This window comes from Streptomyces sp. NPDC045470 (genome assembly GCF_040646595.1).
In the GTDB taxonomy this organism is placed as follows: Bacteria; Actinomycetota; Actinomycetes; order Streptomycetales; family Streptomycetaceae; genus Streptomyces.
In genome coordinates this window covers 95,830-110,344 of sequence record NZ_JBEZAN010000019.1, presented here as the reverse complement: position 1 = coordinate 110,344, position 14,515 = coordinate 95,830, and the positions used below count along the sequence as shown (strand labels likewise).

19 protein-coding genes and 1 pseudogene are annotated in these 14,515 nt (G+C 69.9%); 8 read left to right on the top strand and 12 right to left on the bottom strand.

What is annotated here, in order from left to right; genetic code table 11:
• Nucleotides 1–285: 285 nt before the first annotated feature.
• On the bottom strand, nt 286–1,020 hold the full coding sequence (locus tag AB0A97_RS34800) for a 2'-5' RNA ligase family protein (protein ID WP_361157778.1): 735 nt from the start codon (nt 1,018–1,020) through the stop codon (nt 286–288).
• Nucleotides 1,021–1,033: 13 nt separating this feature from the next.
• Nucleotides 1,034–1,342 (bottom strand): hypothetical protein, encoded by a 309-nt coding sequence (locus AB0A97_RS34795; protein ID WP_361157776.1) that lies wholly within the window; start codon nt 1,340–1,342, stop codon nt 1,034–1,036.
• Between the two features lie 183 nt (nt 1,343–1,525).
• Here AB0A97_RS34795 and AB0A97_RS34790 point away from each other — a divergent pair, with 183 nt between their 5' ends.
• The gene (locus AB0A97_RS34790) at nt 1,526–1,669 is read left to right on the top strand and encodes a hypothetical protein (RefSeq protein WP_361157773.1); all 144 of its coding nucleotides are present in this window, start codon (nt 1,526–1,528) and stop codon (nt 1,667–1,669) included.
• Nucleotides 1,670–1,799: 130 nt separating this feature from the next.
• Here AB0A97_RS34790 and AB0A97_RS34785 read toward each other — a convergent pair whose 3' ends face one another.
• Both AB0A97_RS34785 and AB0A97_RS34780 read right to left on the bottom strand, forming a co-directional pair.
• Nucleotides 1,800–2,213, bottom strand: coding sequence for an STAS domain-containing protein (locus AB0A97_RS34785; RefSeq protein ID WP_361157770.1), 414 nt, complete (start codon nt 2,211–2,213; stop codon nt 1,800–1,802).
• Nucleotides 2,200–2,616, bottom strand: a complete 417-nt coding sequence (locus tag AB0A97_RS34780; protein ID WP_361157767.1) for a hypothetical protein — start codon at nt 2,614–2,616, stop codon at nt 2,200–2,202. Before AB0A97_RS34780 ends, AB0A97_RS34785 begins: the two co-directional genes overlap by 14 nt.
• Before the next feature lie 45 nt (nt 2,617–2,661).
• Here AB0A97_RS34780 and AB0A97_RS34775 point away from each other — a divergent pair, with 45 nt between their 5' ends.
• Nucleotides 2,662–3,051 (top strand): hypothetical protein, encoded by a 390-nt coding sequence (locus AB0A97_RS34775; RefSeq protein ID WP_361157764.1) that lies wholly within the window; start codon nt 2,662–2,664, stop codon nt 3,049–3,051.
• Here the strand turns inward: AB0A97_RS34775 and AB0A97_RS34770 are convergent.
• The 5 genes from AB0A97_RS34770 to AB0A97_RS34750 all read right to left on the bottom strand — a co-directional run bounded on the left by AB0A97_RS34770 (nt 3,028) and on the right by AB0A97_RS34750 (nt 7,588).
• On the bottom strand, nt 3,028–4,086 hold the full coding sequence (locus tag AB0A97_RS34770; protein ID WP_361157761.1) for an NAD-dependent epimerase/dehydratase family protein: 1,059 nt from the start codon (nt 4,084–4,086) through the stop codon (nt 3,028–3,030). The two genes, AB0A97_RS34775 and AB0A97_RS34770, sit on opposite strands and share 24 nt — an antisense overlap.
• A 423-nt stretch (nt 4,087–4,509) precedes the next feature.
• On the bottom strand, nt 4,510–4,899 hold the full coding sequence (locus AB0A97_RS34765) for a serine hydrolase (RefSeq protein ID WP_361157853.1): 390 nt from the start codon (nt 4,897–4,899) through the stop codon (nt 4,510–4,512).
• The gene (locus tag AB0A97_RS34760; RefSeq protein WP_361157758.1) at nt 4,863–5,540 is read right to left on the bottom strand and encodes a serine hydrolase domain-containing protein; all 678 of its coding nucleotides are present in this window, start codon (nt 5,538–5,540) and stop codon (nt 4,863–4,865) included. Before AB0A97_RS34760 ends, AB0A97_RS34765 begins: the two co-directional genes overlap by 37 nt.
• Nucleotides 5,540–6,664 carry a hypothetical protein gene (locus tag AB0A97_RS34755; protein WP_361157756.1) on the bottom strand — a complete coding sequence of 375 codons (1,125 nt, stop codon included), beginning with the start codon at nt 6,662–6,664 and terminating at the stop codon, nt 5,540–5,542. Before AB0A97_RS34755 ends, AB0A97_RS34760 begins: the two co-directional genes overlap by 1 nt.
• Before the next feature lie 192 nt (nt 6,665–6,856).
• Entirely contained in the window at nt 6,857–7,588 is a 732-nt protein-coding gene (locus AB0A97_RS34750) for a hypothetical protein (RefSeq protein WP_361157753.1), read from the bottom strand.
• A 570-nt stretch (nt 7,589–8,158) separates the two neighbouring features.
• Between AB0A97_RS34750 and AB0A97_RS34745 the strand changes: the two genes are divergently transcribed.
• Nucleotides 8,159–9,184 (top strand): XRE family transcriptional regulator, encoded by a 1,026-nt coding sequence (locus tag AB0A97_RS34745; RefSeq protein WP_361157750.1) that lies wholly within the window; start codon nt 8,159–8,161, stop codon nt 9,182–9,184.
• 217 nt (nt 9,185–9,401) lie between these two features.
• Nucleotides 9,402–9,824, top strand: a complete 423-nt coding sequence (locus AB0A97_RS34740) for a hypothetical protein (RefSeq protein WP_361157747.1) — start codon at nt 9,402–9,404, stop codon at nt 9,822–9,824.
• Between the two features lie 47 nt (nt 9,825–9,871).
• Here the strand turns inward: AB0A97_RS34740 and AB0A97_RS34735 are convergent, their stop codons facing one another.
• From AB0A97_RS34735 to AB0A97_RS34725, 3 genes are all read right to left on the bottom strand, one after another.
• Nucleotides 9,872–10,096, bottom strand: a complete 225-nt coding sequence (locus tag AB0A97_RS34735; RefSeq protein WP_361157744.1) for a DUF397 domain-containing protein — start codon at nt 10,094–10,096, stop codon at nt 9,872–9,874.
• A 646-nt stretch (nt 10,097–10,742) separates the two neighbouring features.
• Complete coding sequence (locus AB0A97_RS34730) at nt 10,743–10,958, bottom strand: DUF397 domain-containing protein (RefSeq protein ID WP_361157742.1); 216 nt, start codon at nt 10,956–10,958, stop codon at nt 10,743–10,745.
• Entirely contained in the window at nt 10,955–11,854 is a 900-nt protein-coding gene (locus AB0A97_RS34725; RefSeq protein WP_361157740.1) for a helix-turn-helix transcriptional regulator, read from the bottom strand. The genes AB0A97_RS34730 and AB0A97_RS34725 overlap by 4 nt, the downstream gene beginning before the upstream one ends.
• A gap of 104 nt (nt 11,855–11,958) precedes the next feature.
• On the opposite strand from AB0A97_RS34725, the pseudogene AB0A97_RS34720 reads away from it, so the two are divergent.
• The 4 genes and pseudogenes from AB0A97_RS34720 to AB0A97_RS34705 all read left to right on the top strand — a co-directional run.
• Nucleotides 11,959–12,624 (top strand): annotated as a pseudogene (locus AB0A97_RS34720) (ATP-binding protein); the annotation flags it as partial.
• A 38-nt stretch (nt 12,625–12,662) separates the two neighbouring features.
• The gene (locus tag AB0A97_RS34715; RefSeq protein ID WP_361157860.1) at nt 12,663–13,049 is read left to right on the top strand and encodes a hypothetical protein; all 387 of its coding nucleotides are present in this window, start codon (nt 12,663–12,665) and stop codon (nt 13,047–13,049) included.
• 144 nt (nt 13,050–13,193) lie between these two features.
• Entirely contained in the window at nt 13,194–13,583 is a 390-nt protein-coding gene (locus tag AB0A97_RS34710; RefSeq protein WP_361157738.1) for a hypothetical protein, read from the top strand.
• 220 nt (nt 13,584–13,803) lie between these two features.
• Nucleotides 13,804–14,145, top strand: a complete 342-nt coding sequence (locus tag AB0A97_RS34705; protein WP_361157736.1) for a hypothetical protein — start codon at nt 13,804–13,806, stop codon at nt 14,143–14,145.
• Nucleotides 14,146–14,515: the final 370 nt, after the last annotated feature.

The following is a 14,515-nucleotide window of genomic DNA, read 5'->3' as shown; positions in this document are numbered from 1 at the left end:
CCATGGGCCAAGGCGCCGTCCTGCCGGGCTCGGACGACTGTGCCGTGGATAGCTCACGTCCGCGCGGTCGACGGGCGACTGCATCGGCTGGCAGTGCGCCAGCATCGAGCAGGCGAGGGCCCGCAGGCCTCCCCGGTGCTCGCTGGCCAGGCCGCTTCTCTCGTCAGTGATCTGCCCGGCTAGCCTCGGAGCTGCTCGTCAAGCCGAACAGTCCGGCTCCTGTTGTGAGGTGGGCGCATTCGATGCCCGCGGAGCTCTCTGCGGCGGCGCACGTCCCCCGGCAGATCAGCCCGCAGACCCCCCAGGAGCAGGCAGCAGCGGCACCGAGTGGAGCACGTCCCACCGGTAGGCCCGGTGCTCGCGCCGTAGTGCGACCAGTTCGACGGATTCGACCTGCACAGGGATAGGACGCCGCTGACGCAGCGCTGCCACGGACTCGATCACGGGGGCGGCCGGCCTGTCGGCGGGACAGTAGAAGATGCCGAGATGAGGGCGGAAAAGGCCGGTCGGCCGCCCCCGTACCGGGAGCGCTGTGGCGTGAGCGGCGTGCCCGAGGGCTGCGTGGAGGCGAACGAGGGCGGGCCAGGGGGTCACAGTGAACCGGACGGCGCCGGGGCTGCCGGCCAAGGGGTGCGCCTGGATCTCAAAGGGCCCGCCGACCAGGTCGACGGCCTGTCGTGCCAGCTCGTCTACCCTGGCGCGGGCGATGTCCTGCACAGCACCGATCCTGTTCATGGTGATGTGCAGCCCGTCCTCGGGGACGGGATCAAGCCCATGGCGAGCCAGATGCTGCTGGCAGACGCGGGTCTCGGTAATGAGGCCGGGGGCCGCGGGAAATGTGAGCATCCAGTAGTACGTGCGATCACGAATCCCCCACCCGGGCCGGTCCCAGTGGTTGGCCATCCGGTCCAGTCCGCGGAAGGCGTCCCAGTCCGCGGCCAGGACACAGGCGACGTCGTCCACGTCCGACGGCGGAACCGGCGGAAAGGCCCCGTCGTCGGCAACCAGTTGGGTCGTCACAGCTCTCCTTGCATCACAAGGCGGCAGTCAGAAGGCCTGGCGGCGAGGTTTGCTCAAAAACTCCGAGCTCGTCCGCATACTCGCGCACCGGGTGTCCGCCACCTACCGGCGCGCTTGAGTATCTACGGCTGACCGAGTTCGACGGCGGGACGTACCGCAGCGCAGCCCGGACCTCCAGGGTAACGACATCTCCCCGCTTCACAGCCTGACCTCGCTCGAGCAGGTCGTCATCGACCACGCTCAGACACTCCAGCTCGCCCAGGCCCTCGCGGCCGAGCTGGACCTCACCTTCAGCGAAGACCTCGACGACAAGTAGCGCCACACCTGCCCCTCCTCCCCCAGAGCACCCAACGCCTCCCCCCCCAGTGACCGCCCGCGGCATAACCGCGGTCCGCCACGGCGTGCAGCCGCATCAGCCCCAGCGGGCGGGGTGTGAAGACTGCGTGCCAGGTCCGTCCAGTGGGCGAGGCAGCGGCTGCACCATGTACCGCTGCGCCAGCCCGAAATGCCCGCCATCGCACTCAGCCGGGCCGCCGCGGTGAACAACGGGGCCCGCTCCTCAGCGCTCTCCTCGCCCCTGCGCAGCATCGAGCTGTGTCAGGCCGCCCGGGAGTTCCTGGACGAGGTCGCCCGCGCTGCCGCCGCATGAGGCCAGTGATGGACACCTGGACGGCATCGGTGAGCGTGAGCTGCACACGCACTACAACCTCTTCTGATCGGAACGGCCTTGCGCCAGCGGACCTGCCATGGCGCTGAGGGCTCTCCGGGCGAGGTGTTCCTCAGTCTGCCTGGCCGTGATGCGGCGCAGCGGCAATTGCCTCGTTCAGATGCTCGTGCACGGGCATGACGCGCGAGAGGCCGGCGATGCGAAAGATTTTGCGGAGCATCCCGTCAGGAGCGTCGACCACATGGATGCCGTGCCCCGATGCCTGGAACTTCCTCAGGGCGCCGATGAGCACGCCAAGGCAAGTCGAATCGAAGAATTCCATCGCGCGGCGTTGGCTGTCCACGACGACGATCAGGTTGCCCCGTGCGTTCGCCGCAAGCGGCCACAGCACCTCACGGAGCGCCGGCGCGCTGTAGACGTCGAAGTCGCCTTGTAGGCCGACCACCGTGTGCGGTCCGTGCTGAGTGTGCGTCACCTTGAAAGTGTTCTTGTCGATGATGTGCACCTCGTTTTCAGGAGCGGTCATGCGCAGGCCCTCCTTGGCGTCGGTCGACGGCGGTGTGGACAGTGTGGGCGAGGGTGCGGGCGGAGCTGGAAGTGAGGCGGCCGAGGCGGAAGCGGTTCGGGCGGTCGCAGGTGCAGCATGCGGGCTCGGCCGTGATGTCCAGGCTTACGCCGGTCGTCTCCTCCAGGGCCGCGGTGAGGAGCACGGTGAGCTGGGGCAGGTGTTCCCAGTCGTCGCAGTCGGGCATCGCGCCCTCGCTCGGGTCCAGCAGGTCGAGCAGAGCGAATGCGAGGGTCGCCTCGATGCCGCCCAGCTCCACGCACGGCTCCGCCGGGTACGGGTCGGCCGGGCCGGCCAGACCTTTGCACACCGAGACCGGCGACGCGCCCTGGATGACCGCCACACGGGCCGCGATGAACTGCATGACGACATCGGCGGCGAGTTCGGGTTCACCCCCGAGCGTCTCGCCATGAGCAATGCCACCACCTTCCTGCTCATCGGCGATGCCGCCGGAGCCGAAGAAGCCGCCACCCACGCCCTGCACCTGCTCGACGAGCACACGGACGGCACCCGCCCGATGCTCATCTCCTCGCAAGCCTCAACCGACCTCGCACGCGCCCGCCTCCTGCGCCGTGAACTCGACGGCGCCTGCGAAGCCCTGGGACCCGTCTTCGACGTTCCGCGCGACTGGCGCAGCGTCGGCGTCCTCGAACGTCTCGCCGCGACCCGCGCTCAACTCACCCACCCTGACTTCCGTACCACCGCTCAAGCAGCCGACCTCGGTGAGCGCATTGAGGACTTCACCGCCGTGTCCATCGCACGCCAACTGAGCGGATCACATCTCGCCCTCGAAACGTGACATCCGGCCATCGAACACCTTCAACAACCGCTGTTCCTTACCCGCATCAAGGCCGTGCTCGGCAGCCCGAGAGTGCGCCACCGCCACACCGCCTTCACGTAGCCATTGCCACGTCGCGCCCACCGTCTGCGCAAGCGGCCGGCACACCAGCCCGGCCGCTTGCGCCCGCTGTGAGGCGATATTCCACACCCCCGCGTGTGTTCGCCACAACGGAAGCTCCGTCCACTGCTCCACGCCCTCTTCGAGCAGGAAAGCGTCCGGCACCCAGCACAGCGTGCCGCGGCATCCGGTCACCTCACGACACGCCTCCAGCAGACCACCCATCGTCTCGCGCCCCACCGGGGCCACTACGTTGTAGGCCCCGCCCGCCGAAGCCGCTGCCTGATCCAGGGCGAAGACCGCCACGTCGCGCACATCCACCGGCTGAATGCTCTTGGCCGGATCTCCCGGTGCCAGAATGCGGCCACCCCGTTCCGCCCGGCGCAGCCACCACGGCAGACGCCCCACGTATTCGCCCGGCCCCAAGATGACGCCCGGACGCAGCAGCACCGACCGATTCTCCCCGAACACCTCCAGCACCGCCCGCTCGGCTCCGGCCTTCTGCCGCCCGTAATACCAGTCCGGACCCTGCCATCCCTCAGGCAGCCGTCCGTACTCGGCATCCGCATCCGGCGGTCCGTCCAGCAGCTCAGACATCTCTGTCAACGGAGCGTCCGGCCAGTCGCGGTAGGCATTGACCGTCGAGACGTACACGTACCGTTCAGCCACTGCCTGAAGGGCACGGGCGCCAGCCAAGACGTCGCGCGGTGGCAGCTCCGAAGACGACGTATCCACCACCGCCTCCCACGGGCCGTACCTTGCCAGAGCCGCCAAGTCCTTCGGATCCGTCCGGTCACCGTGCACCGCTCGCACCCCCGGTACACCCGAGCCCGAGCGCCCGCGGTTGAAGGTGCTCACCTCCCACCCGCGGCGCAGCGCCTCCTCGGCAACCGCTCGGCCCAGAAACCACGTCCCGCCCATGATGAGAATACGCATGAACAAATGGTGCCTCCCGACGGCTTCCGTCGGTACTCCGCCGTGTAAACGCCGGCGCAGCCCGGTTGGGCCGGTGCCGCACCCTCCAACGACTACCCAATGCCACTTCGCCTGTGCAACGTCACACTCGGCCATGATCACCTCCGGCAGAGCATTCTTGCCTCGCGACCACTCCTGCTTCGCCTCATCCGGCGCCTGCAAGAAGAGGGCAGGAAACCCCGGCTGCGGAGGACGAAGATCGCCGCTCGGCGGCGCTGCGACGGCGAGATACGCACGACGGCGACGCACATGCACTGGACTGCGCTGGCGGATCTTGTAGGTCCCTAGCTCGGGGGCGGTGTGGTGAGCAGCCGGTCGGCGGGGCTGCCCAGGCGCAGGGTGGTGTGGTCGGCCAGCAGTTCACCCACCGGGGCCCTCCCGGGGTCAGATGGCGGCGATGGTTTTGAGGGCGAGGGATTGTAGGGGTGCGATGCGGGTGCGGGCGGCGCCGTGGTAGACCGCGTTGGTGCAGATGACCAGGTAGCGGCCGGTGTCGGGGGCCAGGTAGAGGCTGGTGCCGGTGAAGCCGTGGTGGTAGGTGGTGCGGCCGCCGTCGGCCAGCACCCAGGACAGGCCGCGGTCAAGGCCCGGCTCGATCGGGGCGTGCGGGCCCAGGCTGGCCCGCAGCCAGCCGCTCAGCGCGCCGCCGTCCTGGTAGGCGGTGATCAGGGCTTGCGCGTAGGCGGCGAGGTCGCCGGGGGTGGAGAAGACGCCTGCGTGTCCGGCGATGCCGCCCATCAGGGCGGCGTTGTCGTCGTGGGCGGCGCCCCAGATCCGGGGGCGCCGGGCATGCGCTGTTCGGTCGGGGCGACGTTCCGGGACCGGGTGACGGGGCCGTAGCAGGTGCGGTGCATGCCCAGGCCGGTCCACAATTCGCGGCCGAGCATGTCCAGGGGTGCCTGGTGGAGGTGGGCCAGGGCCAGGCCGAGCAGGATGTAGCCGCGGTTGATGTACCGGTGCGCTCCGGGCTCGGTCTCCAGTGGTTCGCGCAGCAGAAGTTCGTGCAGCGGGGTGTTGGTGCCGCGGTAGTGGTCCAGGCGGGTGGAGGCGCGCAGGCCGGAGGTGTGGGTGAGCAACTGCCGGATGGTCGGGGCGCCGCTGGGGGCCTCTCCGGAGATCGGCGGCAGCGCGGTGCGTACCGGCTCGTCCAGCTTGAGGAGCCCGGCGTCGAGGGCGCGGCCGGTCAGGGGCCAGGTGGCGACGACCTTGGTCAGGGAGGCGATGTCGTAGACCGTCTCGGCGGTGGGGGGTGCGTCGCCGCATTCGGGGGCGACGGTGCCGGCCGTCAGGACGCGCTGCTGGCCGTCGGTGGTGCCGCAGATGACGACGCCGCCGGGGCTGGCGCCGTCGTCGACGACGGCGGTCAGGGTCTCGTGCAGGCGGGCGGTGTCGGCGGCGGGGAACGGTACGGGCATCAGGGTGCCTCTTCCGTGGTCTGGGTGATGTCGGCTCCCAGCGTGGCGAGGTGGGTCAGCAGGTGGCCGTAGCCGCGCCGGAGATGGAAGGTTCCCCGGATCGTAGAGGTGCCGTCGGCGGCGAGGGCGGCGATCAGCAGCGCGGTCACCGCACGGATGTCCCCGGCAGCCACCTGCGCCGCTCGCAGGCGCACGGGCCCGTGGACGCGAATGGCCGGGCCGCGGGAGGTGAGGTCGGCGCCGAAGGCGCGCAGTCCCGCACAGTGGGTGTCGCGGCGGGGGTACACCCGTTCGGTGATCAGCGAGGTGCCCTGGGCCTGGGTGAGCAGGGCGGCGAGTTGGGGTGCGGTGTCGGTCGGTACGCCGGGGTGCGGTCCGGTGGCGATCTGCGCGGCGCGCAGGCTGTGGTGGTGCGCGCGGAGGGCGCCGTCCGCGCCGTCGGCGACCTTGAGGCCGGCGGCGGCGAAGACCTCGGTGAGCCCCTGGGGGAGATCTGTGGTGCTGATGCCGTCGAGGGTGATGCTGCCGCCGGTGGCCGCGGCCATCATGATCATGGTGGCGGCCTCGATGCGGTCACCGGCCACCGCGAACGTCCCTCCGGCGATCCAGTCATGGCCGGTGACGTGCAGGCCGCCCTGATCGGCGTCGACGGTGGCGCCGCGTTCGGCGAGGAAGCGGGCGGTCTCGGTGACTTCGGGCTCGATGGACGGGTGAGTGATCCGGCTGGTGCCCGGCGTGCGGGCGGCGAGCAGCAGGGCGGTCACCGTGGCGCCGAGGCTGGGCCCGTACGGTGTGGCCACGTCGACGGTGAACGGGTGCAGCCGCCCGCGCGGTGCTCGGGCGTGGAGGCCGGTGGCGTCGGCGGTGACGCGGGCGCCGGCGGCCTGCATGGCGGCCAGGTGCCGGTCGATCAGGCGTGGGCAGAAGGCGTCGCCGCCCGGGTAGGGGAAGACGACCTGTCCGGCGCGGGCCAGGACGGCGGCGGCCAGGACGGCGGTGGTGCGCACGCGGCGGCCCAGGTCGGCGTCGATGACCGGGCGAACCGTCGTGGCCGGGCCCACGGTGAACCGGCCCTTCTCGGCGGTGGTGGCGGCTCCGGTGCGGGTGAGGATCTCGGCGCACACACGTGGGTGTCGATGATGTCCGGCGCGGCGGTGAGGCAGACGGGGGTGTCGGCCAGAAGAGCCGCCGCGTACAGGTGCAGGGCGACGTTCTTGCTGCCCTGCACCGGGATCCGGCCGGACAGCGTCCGGCCGCCGGTCACGCGCAGAACGGCGGTGTCATCGATCGCGGAGACAGAGGTCAAGGTCATCGTGTCACCGGACCCGGGAGTCAGCGGGCAGGAAGCCGCCGACGTGGTCGCGCGGGTAGATGACGGTGCGGGGGCCGATGAGCGTGCCCGGGGCCAGGACGGTTCCGGCGGGCAGGGTCACCTCGTCGCCGATGACGGCGCCGAACTTCGTCTGTCCGGTGCCGGTGCGCTGCCCGCCGAGGGTGACCGTGATTTCGTCCAGGGCCGGTTCGGCGACCGGTCCGCGGTCGCACCGCAGTGCGGTGGTGGAGCAGAACGATCCGATGTTGACGCGCCGTCCGATGACCGAGTCGCCGATGAAGCTGGGGTGCTTCATGAAGACGTGCCCGGCCAGCAGACTGCGGGTGACCTCTGCGCCGAAGCCGATGCGGCAGCCGGGGCCGATGAAACTGTGGTCGCGCACCAGGGCACCTGCGGCGACGACGGCACCGGCGCCCACCACGACCGGGCCGATGACCTGGGCGCCTGCCTCGATGCACGCACCCGGTTGTACGGTGACCGGCCCGTGGACCAAGGCGCCGTCCTCGATGTGACCGCCTTCCTGAGCCAAGGGGTGTGCGCGGTCGAGGGTGTCGAGGAGGGTGGTCATGGCGGCCTTGATGGCGAAGACGGTGCGGCACTGGGCCAGCAGGTCGGCGAGGACCGTCGGCAGATCGTCGGTGTGGAAGAAGTACGAGGGGGCGAGGCGGGCGTCGGCGGCCGGCGTCGCGGGCGCTGTGGAGAACAAGGGCTGCACCAGTTTCTCCTGGGTTCGCGGGGCGGCCTGCCGGGTGCCGGCCGGCCGCACGTCCACGTCACCGCAGGGGGGAAGCTGACGGCAGGGGCACTGTCGGGAGATGCAACCCCGTTTGCATCCGATGCAAACGGGTCTGGCCACACCGGCTGGGTATCTCTACGGCGACAGCGCGGCCTCGGCTCACGAAGCGGACGGGGTGTGTGATGACCGGTACCTCAGATCCTGCCTTTCCAGCTTGCTCACCCGGGGAGTTGGTACGCCGGGCCCGCAAAGAGAAGGGATGGACGCTCGCCCACCTCGGGGCAGCTCACCGGATACTCCACGGCCCAGGTCTCCCGCTATGAGCGCGGTATCTCCCCCCTGACCGATGTGGCCGTGCTCCGGTGCTTCGCCCATGCCCTCGACATCCCCCTGAAGTCCCTCGGCCTCGCCGCTCGCGCACCTGTGGCCGAGGTGCGACACGGCCAGGTAGTCGGACCGATCTCGGCGTACCCCCGCCTTCCCGCTCATAAGGTGGGCAGCTCCCGGCAGGAGGACGGTGAAACAGCAGTGCGGCGAAGGAAGTTGCTTGTGAATCTGGCGGTCACGGCCGCCGCAGCCGCCGGTGCCCCGCTCCTGAGCGGCGACAAGGGCACCACCAGCGAGGCAGCTGTGGGGGAGACCCTCGTCAGCCGCCTGGGGGATGCGATGCTTGGTCTGGGCAGTCGGCTCCCCGATATGCGGCCCGAGACTTTGGGCTGGGAACTGTCCCACGCACTGACTGACTTCCACACATGCCAGTACACCAGCCTCGCCGTCCGCCTCCCCCGGCTCCTGCAGGCCGGACATGCGCTGACGAGCAGCAGCGACAGCCCCGAGCCTGCGCTGCTGCTCGCCCAGAGCTACACCCTGGCCACCCGCATGCTCATCAAGCTCGACGAGCAGCAGCTCGGCTGGATGGCCGCCGACCGCGCCCGCCAGCTCGCCACTGCTGCCAACGACCCGCTCGCGGTCGCAGAGGCCGCCCGCAACCTCGCGGTCCTGGGCCGCAAGGCCCACTGGCACGACGCGGCGCTTTCCGTCGCCCTGGATGCCGCCGACGATCCTGCTCTCCGCACCGCCGGACGGCGGGGCGCTGCTCAGCGCGGCTTGCTCATTCAGTGCGCGGCCTACACCGCCGCCCGCAACGGCGATCGCGACGGCATGCGCGACCTGACGGCCGAGGCCGCCTCCATCGCCGACGCTCTCGGAGGCACCACCCTACTTCGCGATCACGGCGGGGGCTTTGGCCCCGTCACCGTCCAGCTTCACCTGATCTCCGCGGAAAACTCCGTCGGCGACCCTGCAGCTGCGCTCGCCGCTGCCCGCGCCCTCTCGCCCAAGGCCCTCCCCAGCCAAGAGCGGCGCTCGCGCTACTACACGGATGTCGCCACCGCTCTCGCTCACCGCGGTCGCCGTGACGAATGCGTACGAGCCCTGCTGACCGCCGAACAAGCAGCGCCGGAAGAGACGCACGCGCGCCCCGCTGTGAAGTCTCTCATCTCCGGGCTGCTGGTCTCCGGGCGCACCACGTCCGAACTGCGTGGGCTTGCTGCTCGCTCCGGCCTGTTGACCTGATATGCCCGCTGGGCGCTGAATGCCGATTCGCGCGCCCGTTCGCACCGCGTGCGCGCCCAGCTGTGCAGCCTGTGCCCCTACACCGTGGGACGCGACACGTCCCGGCCGGTGCGCGAGGTCCGCGGTAGGTGCCGCGAACTGCTGCCGAGCTGAAAGGGCCCCGTTGAATGACGACATTCGCGGTCACCGGCCACACGGACATCACCCTGGGCACTGCGTGAGCTGTGAGCTGCTGGCCCCCTACGCCGGCACCGGCCTCGTCGGCGTCTCGTGCGTGGCACGCGGAGCCGACAGCGTTTTCGCCGGCGCTGTACTGGAAGCCGGCGGCAGCTTGTGCGTCGTCCTGCCCTGCCGCGATTACCGGCAGGACAAGGTCAAGCTCGACCACGCGCCCACCTTTGACCGCCTGCTCGACGCCGCAGGGGAAGTCGTGGTCATTCCGCACAGCACGGCGAACCGCGAAGTGTACGCGGCCGTCAACCGCGCGCTCTTGGAACGGGCGGACCGGCTGGTCGCCGTCTGGGACGGCACCCCGCCCTCGGGGAAAGGGGGCGGTACTGCGGACACCGCGAATGACGCATGCCGGGCCGGCCTGCCGCTGGACATCGTGTGTCCAGCCGGCGCCAAGCGCGGTCAGTGAAGCGGAACTTCCCAGGTCGGGCGGCCCCTTCCGGCGTGCGTGCTTCTTCAGCCTGGTGTGTGCCAGTGGCCCGTGCGGCATCCGGCGACGAAGTCGGCGAAAGCGGACCGGGAGAGCACCAGGGGCTGACGGTCTACGCACTTCGAGTCCCGTACCGTGACCCTCTCGTGGGATGCGGTGATCTCCAGACACTCGTTGTCCGCCGCGCTGTAAGTGCTCTTTCGCCAGGTGATGCCAGTGGTCTGTCCGGTAAGCAGATCGAGGGTGTTCATCGGGTTCACTCCTCACTCTTGTTGAACACGACCGCAGCGACGCCCCGGTGTTGCTGCGGCCCGGCGGGCCGGTTGCGCGAGGCCGCCGGCCGGGCCGGTGTTGTACGCGACCGTACGCCGACAGAGGGCTGGCGGTGTAGTGCGCGCATCGTGCACAGCGAGGACCTGTCCGACCGGGCAAGTCTTTCGCCGTATCGACCAGGCCTGACCGTCTGGCGTGGAGAGAGCAAGTTCAAATGACGGCGCAATCGAGTTGCCGACGTGCATCGCGCGTAGTCCAGCGCCACTGCTGCCAGGGCTGTCGCCTCATACCCAGAGCGCTTGCCCAGAGGTGTCACGCCCGGGCAGGTACCCGGTTGTCGATCGCCACCACGACGGGATCCCCTTGTTCGTGGTGGACACCGCTGAGGACCTGGGCTGTGGCGTAGCAGCCCTGAGAGGCCGTGGCCCAGTCGGCGTAGGTGATCCGTTCTTCAAGGTCCTCGCTGTCCGGCCTCGTCGGGTGCGTGTCATAGCAGTGGCACGAGGGCCTGCCTCATAGGGTGGCGCGGCTGGAGTGCGGGGGAGATGAACGCAGAGCGGCCCTCCTCTCTTCGCCAGAGGAGGGCCGTTGCTTTCCGGGTGAGGGCTGCGCCCTCGGTGTACATCAGCGAACGATGAACTCCACGAATGCTGACCATGTGGCCGACCGGACGCGCAGGGCAGGGCCATCCTTGACCTTAGAGTCTCGGATGCCCACCTCAGCGGTCAGGGGCGCAATCTCGACACAGTTTCCGTTGTCCTGCGTGCTGTAGGACGACTTGATCCACGTCGTCTCGGGAGCCAGCTCGGTCGCACAGGGGTGGGTGTGAATGCTCGTCATCTCCACAGTTTCCGTTCAAGTTCGTGCAGGATGCGCGGCGTCTCCAAGGGGCCAGGCGCCGCTTTGGCCATGGCACTGAAGTGCCGCTGGTACTGCCACACGTCCGTCTCCTTCGACCACATGGTCGAAGCCTTGTAGCTGTCGCTCTGGATCACTGGGCCGAGTGCATCGAACTCCAGCATCGTGAAGCTCCAGGCAGCACGGTACGTGGGCAGGCTTTCGGGGATGATCTGGACCTCTACGTTCTCCAGCTCGTTGAGACGGATGATCTCTTCGTACTGAGCACGCATGACCTCGGGCGAGCCGATTACCGTGCGCAGTGTGTTCTCCGTCAGGATGATGTGCAGCTCGGCGCCATTGGGAGCTTCGATCTTCTTCTTCCGCTCCATGCGCACTCGGACGCCGTGCTCGACAAACTCTGTCGTGCGTTCTTCCACTATCTTTGCTGAGTTCAACTGGGATCGGGCATACGGCTCGGTCTGGAGCAGCCCAGCGACCACGGTGTTCTCGTACCCGCAGATGCGCTTGGCGTCGCGCTCCAGCCCGAAGAACAGCGGCCCGCCGGATGGCAGGATGTGGCGGTAGCACGTCCATGGTTCTGTGCTGAGGGAGCCACGCTGCATCGCCAGCAGGGTCTCCCTGTCGTCGGGGTCCGTGATCTTGTAGCGGTCCATCAAACGCTCAAGATCGGCGAGCTTCGGCAACGGGATGTCGCCCTTCTCGACTCGGCTGAGCTTGGTCCGCGAGAAGCCGAGGGCTTCTGAGACCGCCTCGGCGGTCTCGCCCGTCCGCTCTCGCAGTGTCCTCAGTTCCGTGCCCAGGATGACGCGCAGGTACGTCGGCCCACGTCGTGCTGCCACCTGACCCCCAATCCGCTGTCTGTCCGAGAAACGCATGGTTCTGTCCACCGGGTTGAGGGGCCTGTCCGCCAAACCGGGTGTGCAGTCCGGAGTTTCGCACGCCCTGCCCAGCAGAAGGCACCCCCTGTCCGGTAACTGGCATGTGCCAATTTACGCGCGATCGCGCTTTCGCTTGCACGTTAACTTTCCCATACGCGAACGTAGTTGTGGTCCGAGACGGAGAACCGGATGCGGCCCTTCGCGCCCCTCCGGGAAGGCTGCCTTCGGCCGTGACGCACGGCGCCGGGGCAGGGCCCACCTGCCCGACTCCGAAATTACAAGCGCGTACAGATCGGCAGAGCCACCCGTTGCGCCATCAGCCAGGAGGCCAGACGATGACCGAGACGTTGAGGGACGGCCCACCCGACGCGGCTTTCCCCCGCGGCTACGTTCGAGAGCGGCCCCTCGACTTCATGGCAAGGAGGCATCAGCCCACCGGGCACGCGGCCGGCACGCCTCCGCTGCCTCGGGTGGACGCCAACGAGGTTCGGGACCTGCGCCATGCCGCAACCGCGCAGCTTCGTCGGTGGGCCCTCCGTGAGGAGGTGGTCGCGACCGCGAACTACGTGATCGGCGAGCTGGTCGCCAACGCGTTCTTGCACGGGGCCGTGCCGGGCCGCGATGTCGTCCTGACCCTCTCGCTGTACGAGTCGGCGATCGACGTGGCGGTGGCGGACGGGTGCCCGCGGATGCCGCGTCTGCCGCACGCGTCCGCAGATCGCCAGGACGCCTGTGAGAGCGGGCGGGGGCTGCTGCTCGTACGCAACGAGTCATCTCATCTCGGGGGCACGTGGTGCTTCACCCGGTGGAGCACTGGCAAGGTGGTCACCTGCACCCTGCCCCGCGAGCCTGTCGGCGACCACCGCGAACGGGTGCCCGGTTCTACGACACTGCGCGGATCTCCGAAGCCCTGGTCTACCTGGGGATGCCCGGCCTCTACTACGCCGACCCGGACAGCTGGCACGGGGCGCGCAAGGTGGTGTGGGCGTCGTGGGCCAGGCTCACCCCCTTCGCGGAGCGCCGCTGCGGGGACCTGCCGAAGGCGGACCCCGCGCGCTTGGAGATCCGCGCCTTCCTCGACTGGGCCCGCCGGCTGCGCGCCGCCGAGGCTGTCACGACACCTCACCTGATCGCCGTTGTTGCGCGACTGCTGGACCTGGCCGATGCCGCCTCGCGCCGCAGGCCGCAATGAGCCCGACCCGTTTCGCCCGCCGCCCGGACACCCCGTGAGCTACGGGCGCCCCCGTTGTCTGACCAGAGCCCTCTCATATCCGCGGCCTGACGCCCCTTCATGGCGCCGCCGCCCCGGCCGCGCCCGACTTGTAACGGAGACCCGATGCCCCCGCCCCCCGCTCGCTGCCCGCGGCTCTTTTACCACGCCGTGCTGCTGAACCCGCTCGACCAGGTGCTGGGCCTCCACGCCGTCGGTGACCCCGACGGCCTGTACAAGCTGCCGGGCGTCGTGCCCAACCACAACGGGTGGGTGGGGCTGGCAACCGCCGTCAGGTTCGCCACCGGGTTGGAGGTGGCGATGGGCCGGCAGCTCGCCACCGACCTGACCCCCGCCGACCCGCAGACCGCAACCCCCGCCTACCGGCACCGGGTGCGCTCCTGCGGTCTGGTGCCACAGAACCACCACATCACCTTGGGCCGCGGCCTGGACCACCACCGGTGGCTGGCCGCCGACGAGGTGGCCGCATACTGCGGTCCCGCCGCCCCCCCCTGATCCTGCACGCCCTCGACGTGCGGCTCAGCGGGAAGAAGTACGACCCGCGTGACGTGTCATCCCTCAACTCGCGCACGAAGGCGTAAGCGATGCCGCTGCCGACCTATGACGACCTTGACGCGGAGGACCCGAAGCCGCCGCCCCCGCCGTGCTACCGCACCGGCCCGGCAAGGGCCGATCACCGTCAGGCCCTCAAGGCGCTGGTGCAGGCGCGCACGGAGTGGATGCGCTGCCGGGGGGGCCGGAGGCCGACCCGGTCGAACCGCCGGTGCTCAGCGCCCTGCGCAACAGCCCCCGCGGAGCGGCGCAGGCGCGGGTCGTGTACGAGGGGACGATGCTGCGCGGCGCCGCCGTCACCTCGATCGCCTCCACGGTCGACACCCGGCGGCTCCAGATCGCCGACGGCGATTCCCTGTGGCTGCACGCCCTGCACACCGACCCCCGCGCTGACGACTCGGTCGGCCGCTGGATGACGTGGTGGCTCGGCCAGCACTACCACCCGCGCCTGAAGTACATCTGTGCGACGAGGAACTGGCCGGAAAGTTGGCGGCGGGCCACGTGATGGAGCTGCACGCCACCGGCAACCAGGCGTCCCCCTCCTGCTGCTCCGCCGTACCCGGGCCGCGCCCCGCCTGGCGGGCGTCATCGCGAGCGACCTGTTGCCGCTGAGCGATGAAGTGCGCCTCGACTGCTGAGGTGCAACGCTTTCCGCGCGGGGCTGGCCTCCCCTTCACCGCGCGGGAAGGGCGCGGAGTTTCCTCCGCGTCCCGGGGCGCCGCAAACGGCAGCGGCTCCCCGCCCTGGCCGGCCCCCGCGGGTCTCCCGGCCAGGGCCCGGGGCGGGGCGCGGAGCGGGGGGGAGGTCTCGCCGCGGTCGAGGGGAGGGGGGTGGTGGCGAGGGCGCGCCGGGACGCGGCCAACCCGGAGAACGAC

What these genes read in the sequence shown, in the direction of transcription:
- AB0A97_RS34790 (WP_361157773.1), top strand. Translation starts at nt 1,526, where the DNA reads ATGCCCGCCATCGCACTCAGCCGGGCCGCCGCGGTGAACAACGGGGCC.
- AB0A97_RS34785 (WP_361157770.1), bottom strand. Translation starts at nt 2,213, where the DNA reads ATGACCGCTCCTGAAAACGAGGTGCACATCATCGACAAGAACACTTTC.
- AB0A97_RS34780 (WP_361157767.1), bottom strand. Translation starts at nt 2,616, where the DNA reads ATGCAGTTCATCGCGGCCCGTGTGGCGGTCATCCAGGGCGCGTCGCCG.
- AB0A97_RS34775 (WP_361157764.1), top strand. Translation starts at nt 2,662, where the DNA reads ATGAGCAATGCCACCACCTTCCTGCTCATCGGCGATGCCGCCGGAGCC.
- AB0A97_RS34770 (WP_361157761.1), bottom strand. Translation starts at nt 4,086, where the DNA reads ATGCGTATTCTCATCATGGGCGGGACGTGGTTTCTGGGCCGAGCGGTT.
- AB0A97_RS34760 (WP_361157758.1), bottom strand. Translation starts at nt 5,540, where the DNA reads ATGCCCGTACCGTTCCCCGCCGCCGACACCGCCCGCCTGCACGAGACC.
- AB0A97_RS34735 (WP_361157744.1), bottom strand. Translation starts at nt 10,096, where the DNA reads ATGAACACCCTCGATCTGCTTACCGGACAGACCACTGGCATCACCTGG.
- AB0A97_RS34730 (WP_361157742.1), bottom strand. Translation starts at nt 10,958, where the DNA reads ATGACGAGCATTCACACCCACCCCTGTGCGACCGAGCTGGCTCCCGAG.
- AB0A97_RS34725 (WP_361157740.1), bottom strand. Translation starts at nt 11,854, where the DNA reads ATGCGTTTCTCGGACAGACAGCGGATTGGGGGTCAGGTGGCAGCACGA.
- AB0A97_RS34710 (WP_361157738.1), top strand. Translation starts at nt 13,194, where the DNA reads ATGCCCCCGCCCCCCGCTCGCTGCCCGCGGCTCTTTTACCACGCCGTG.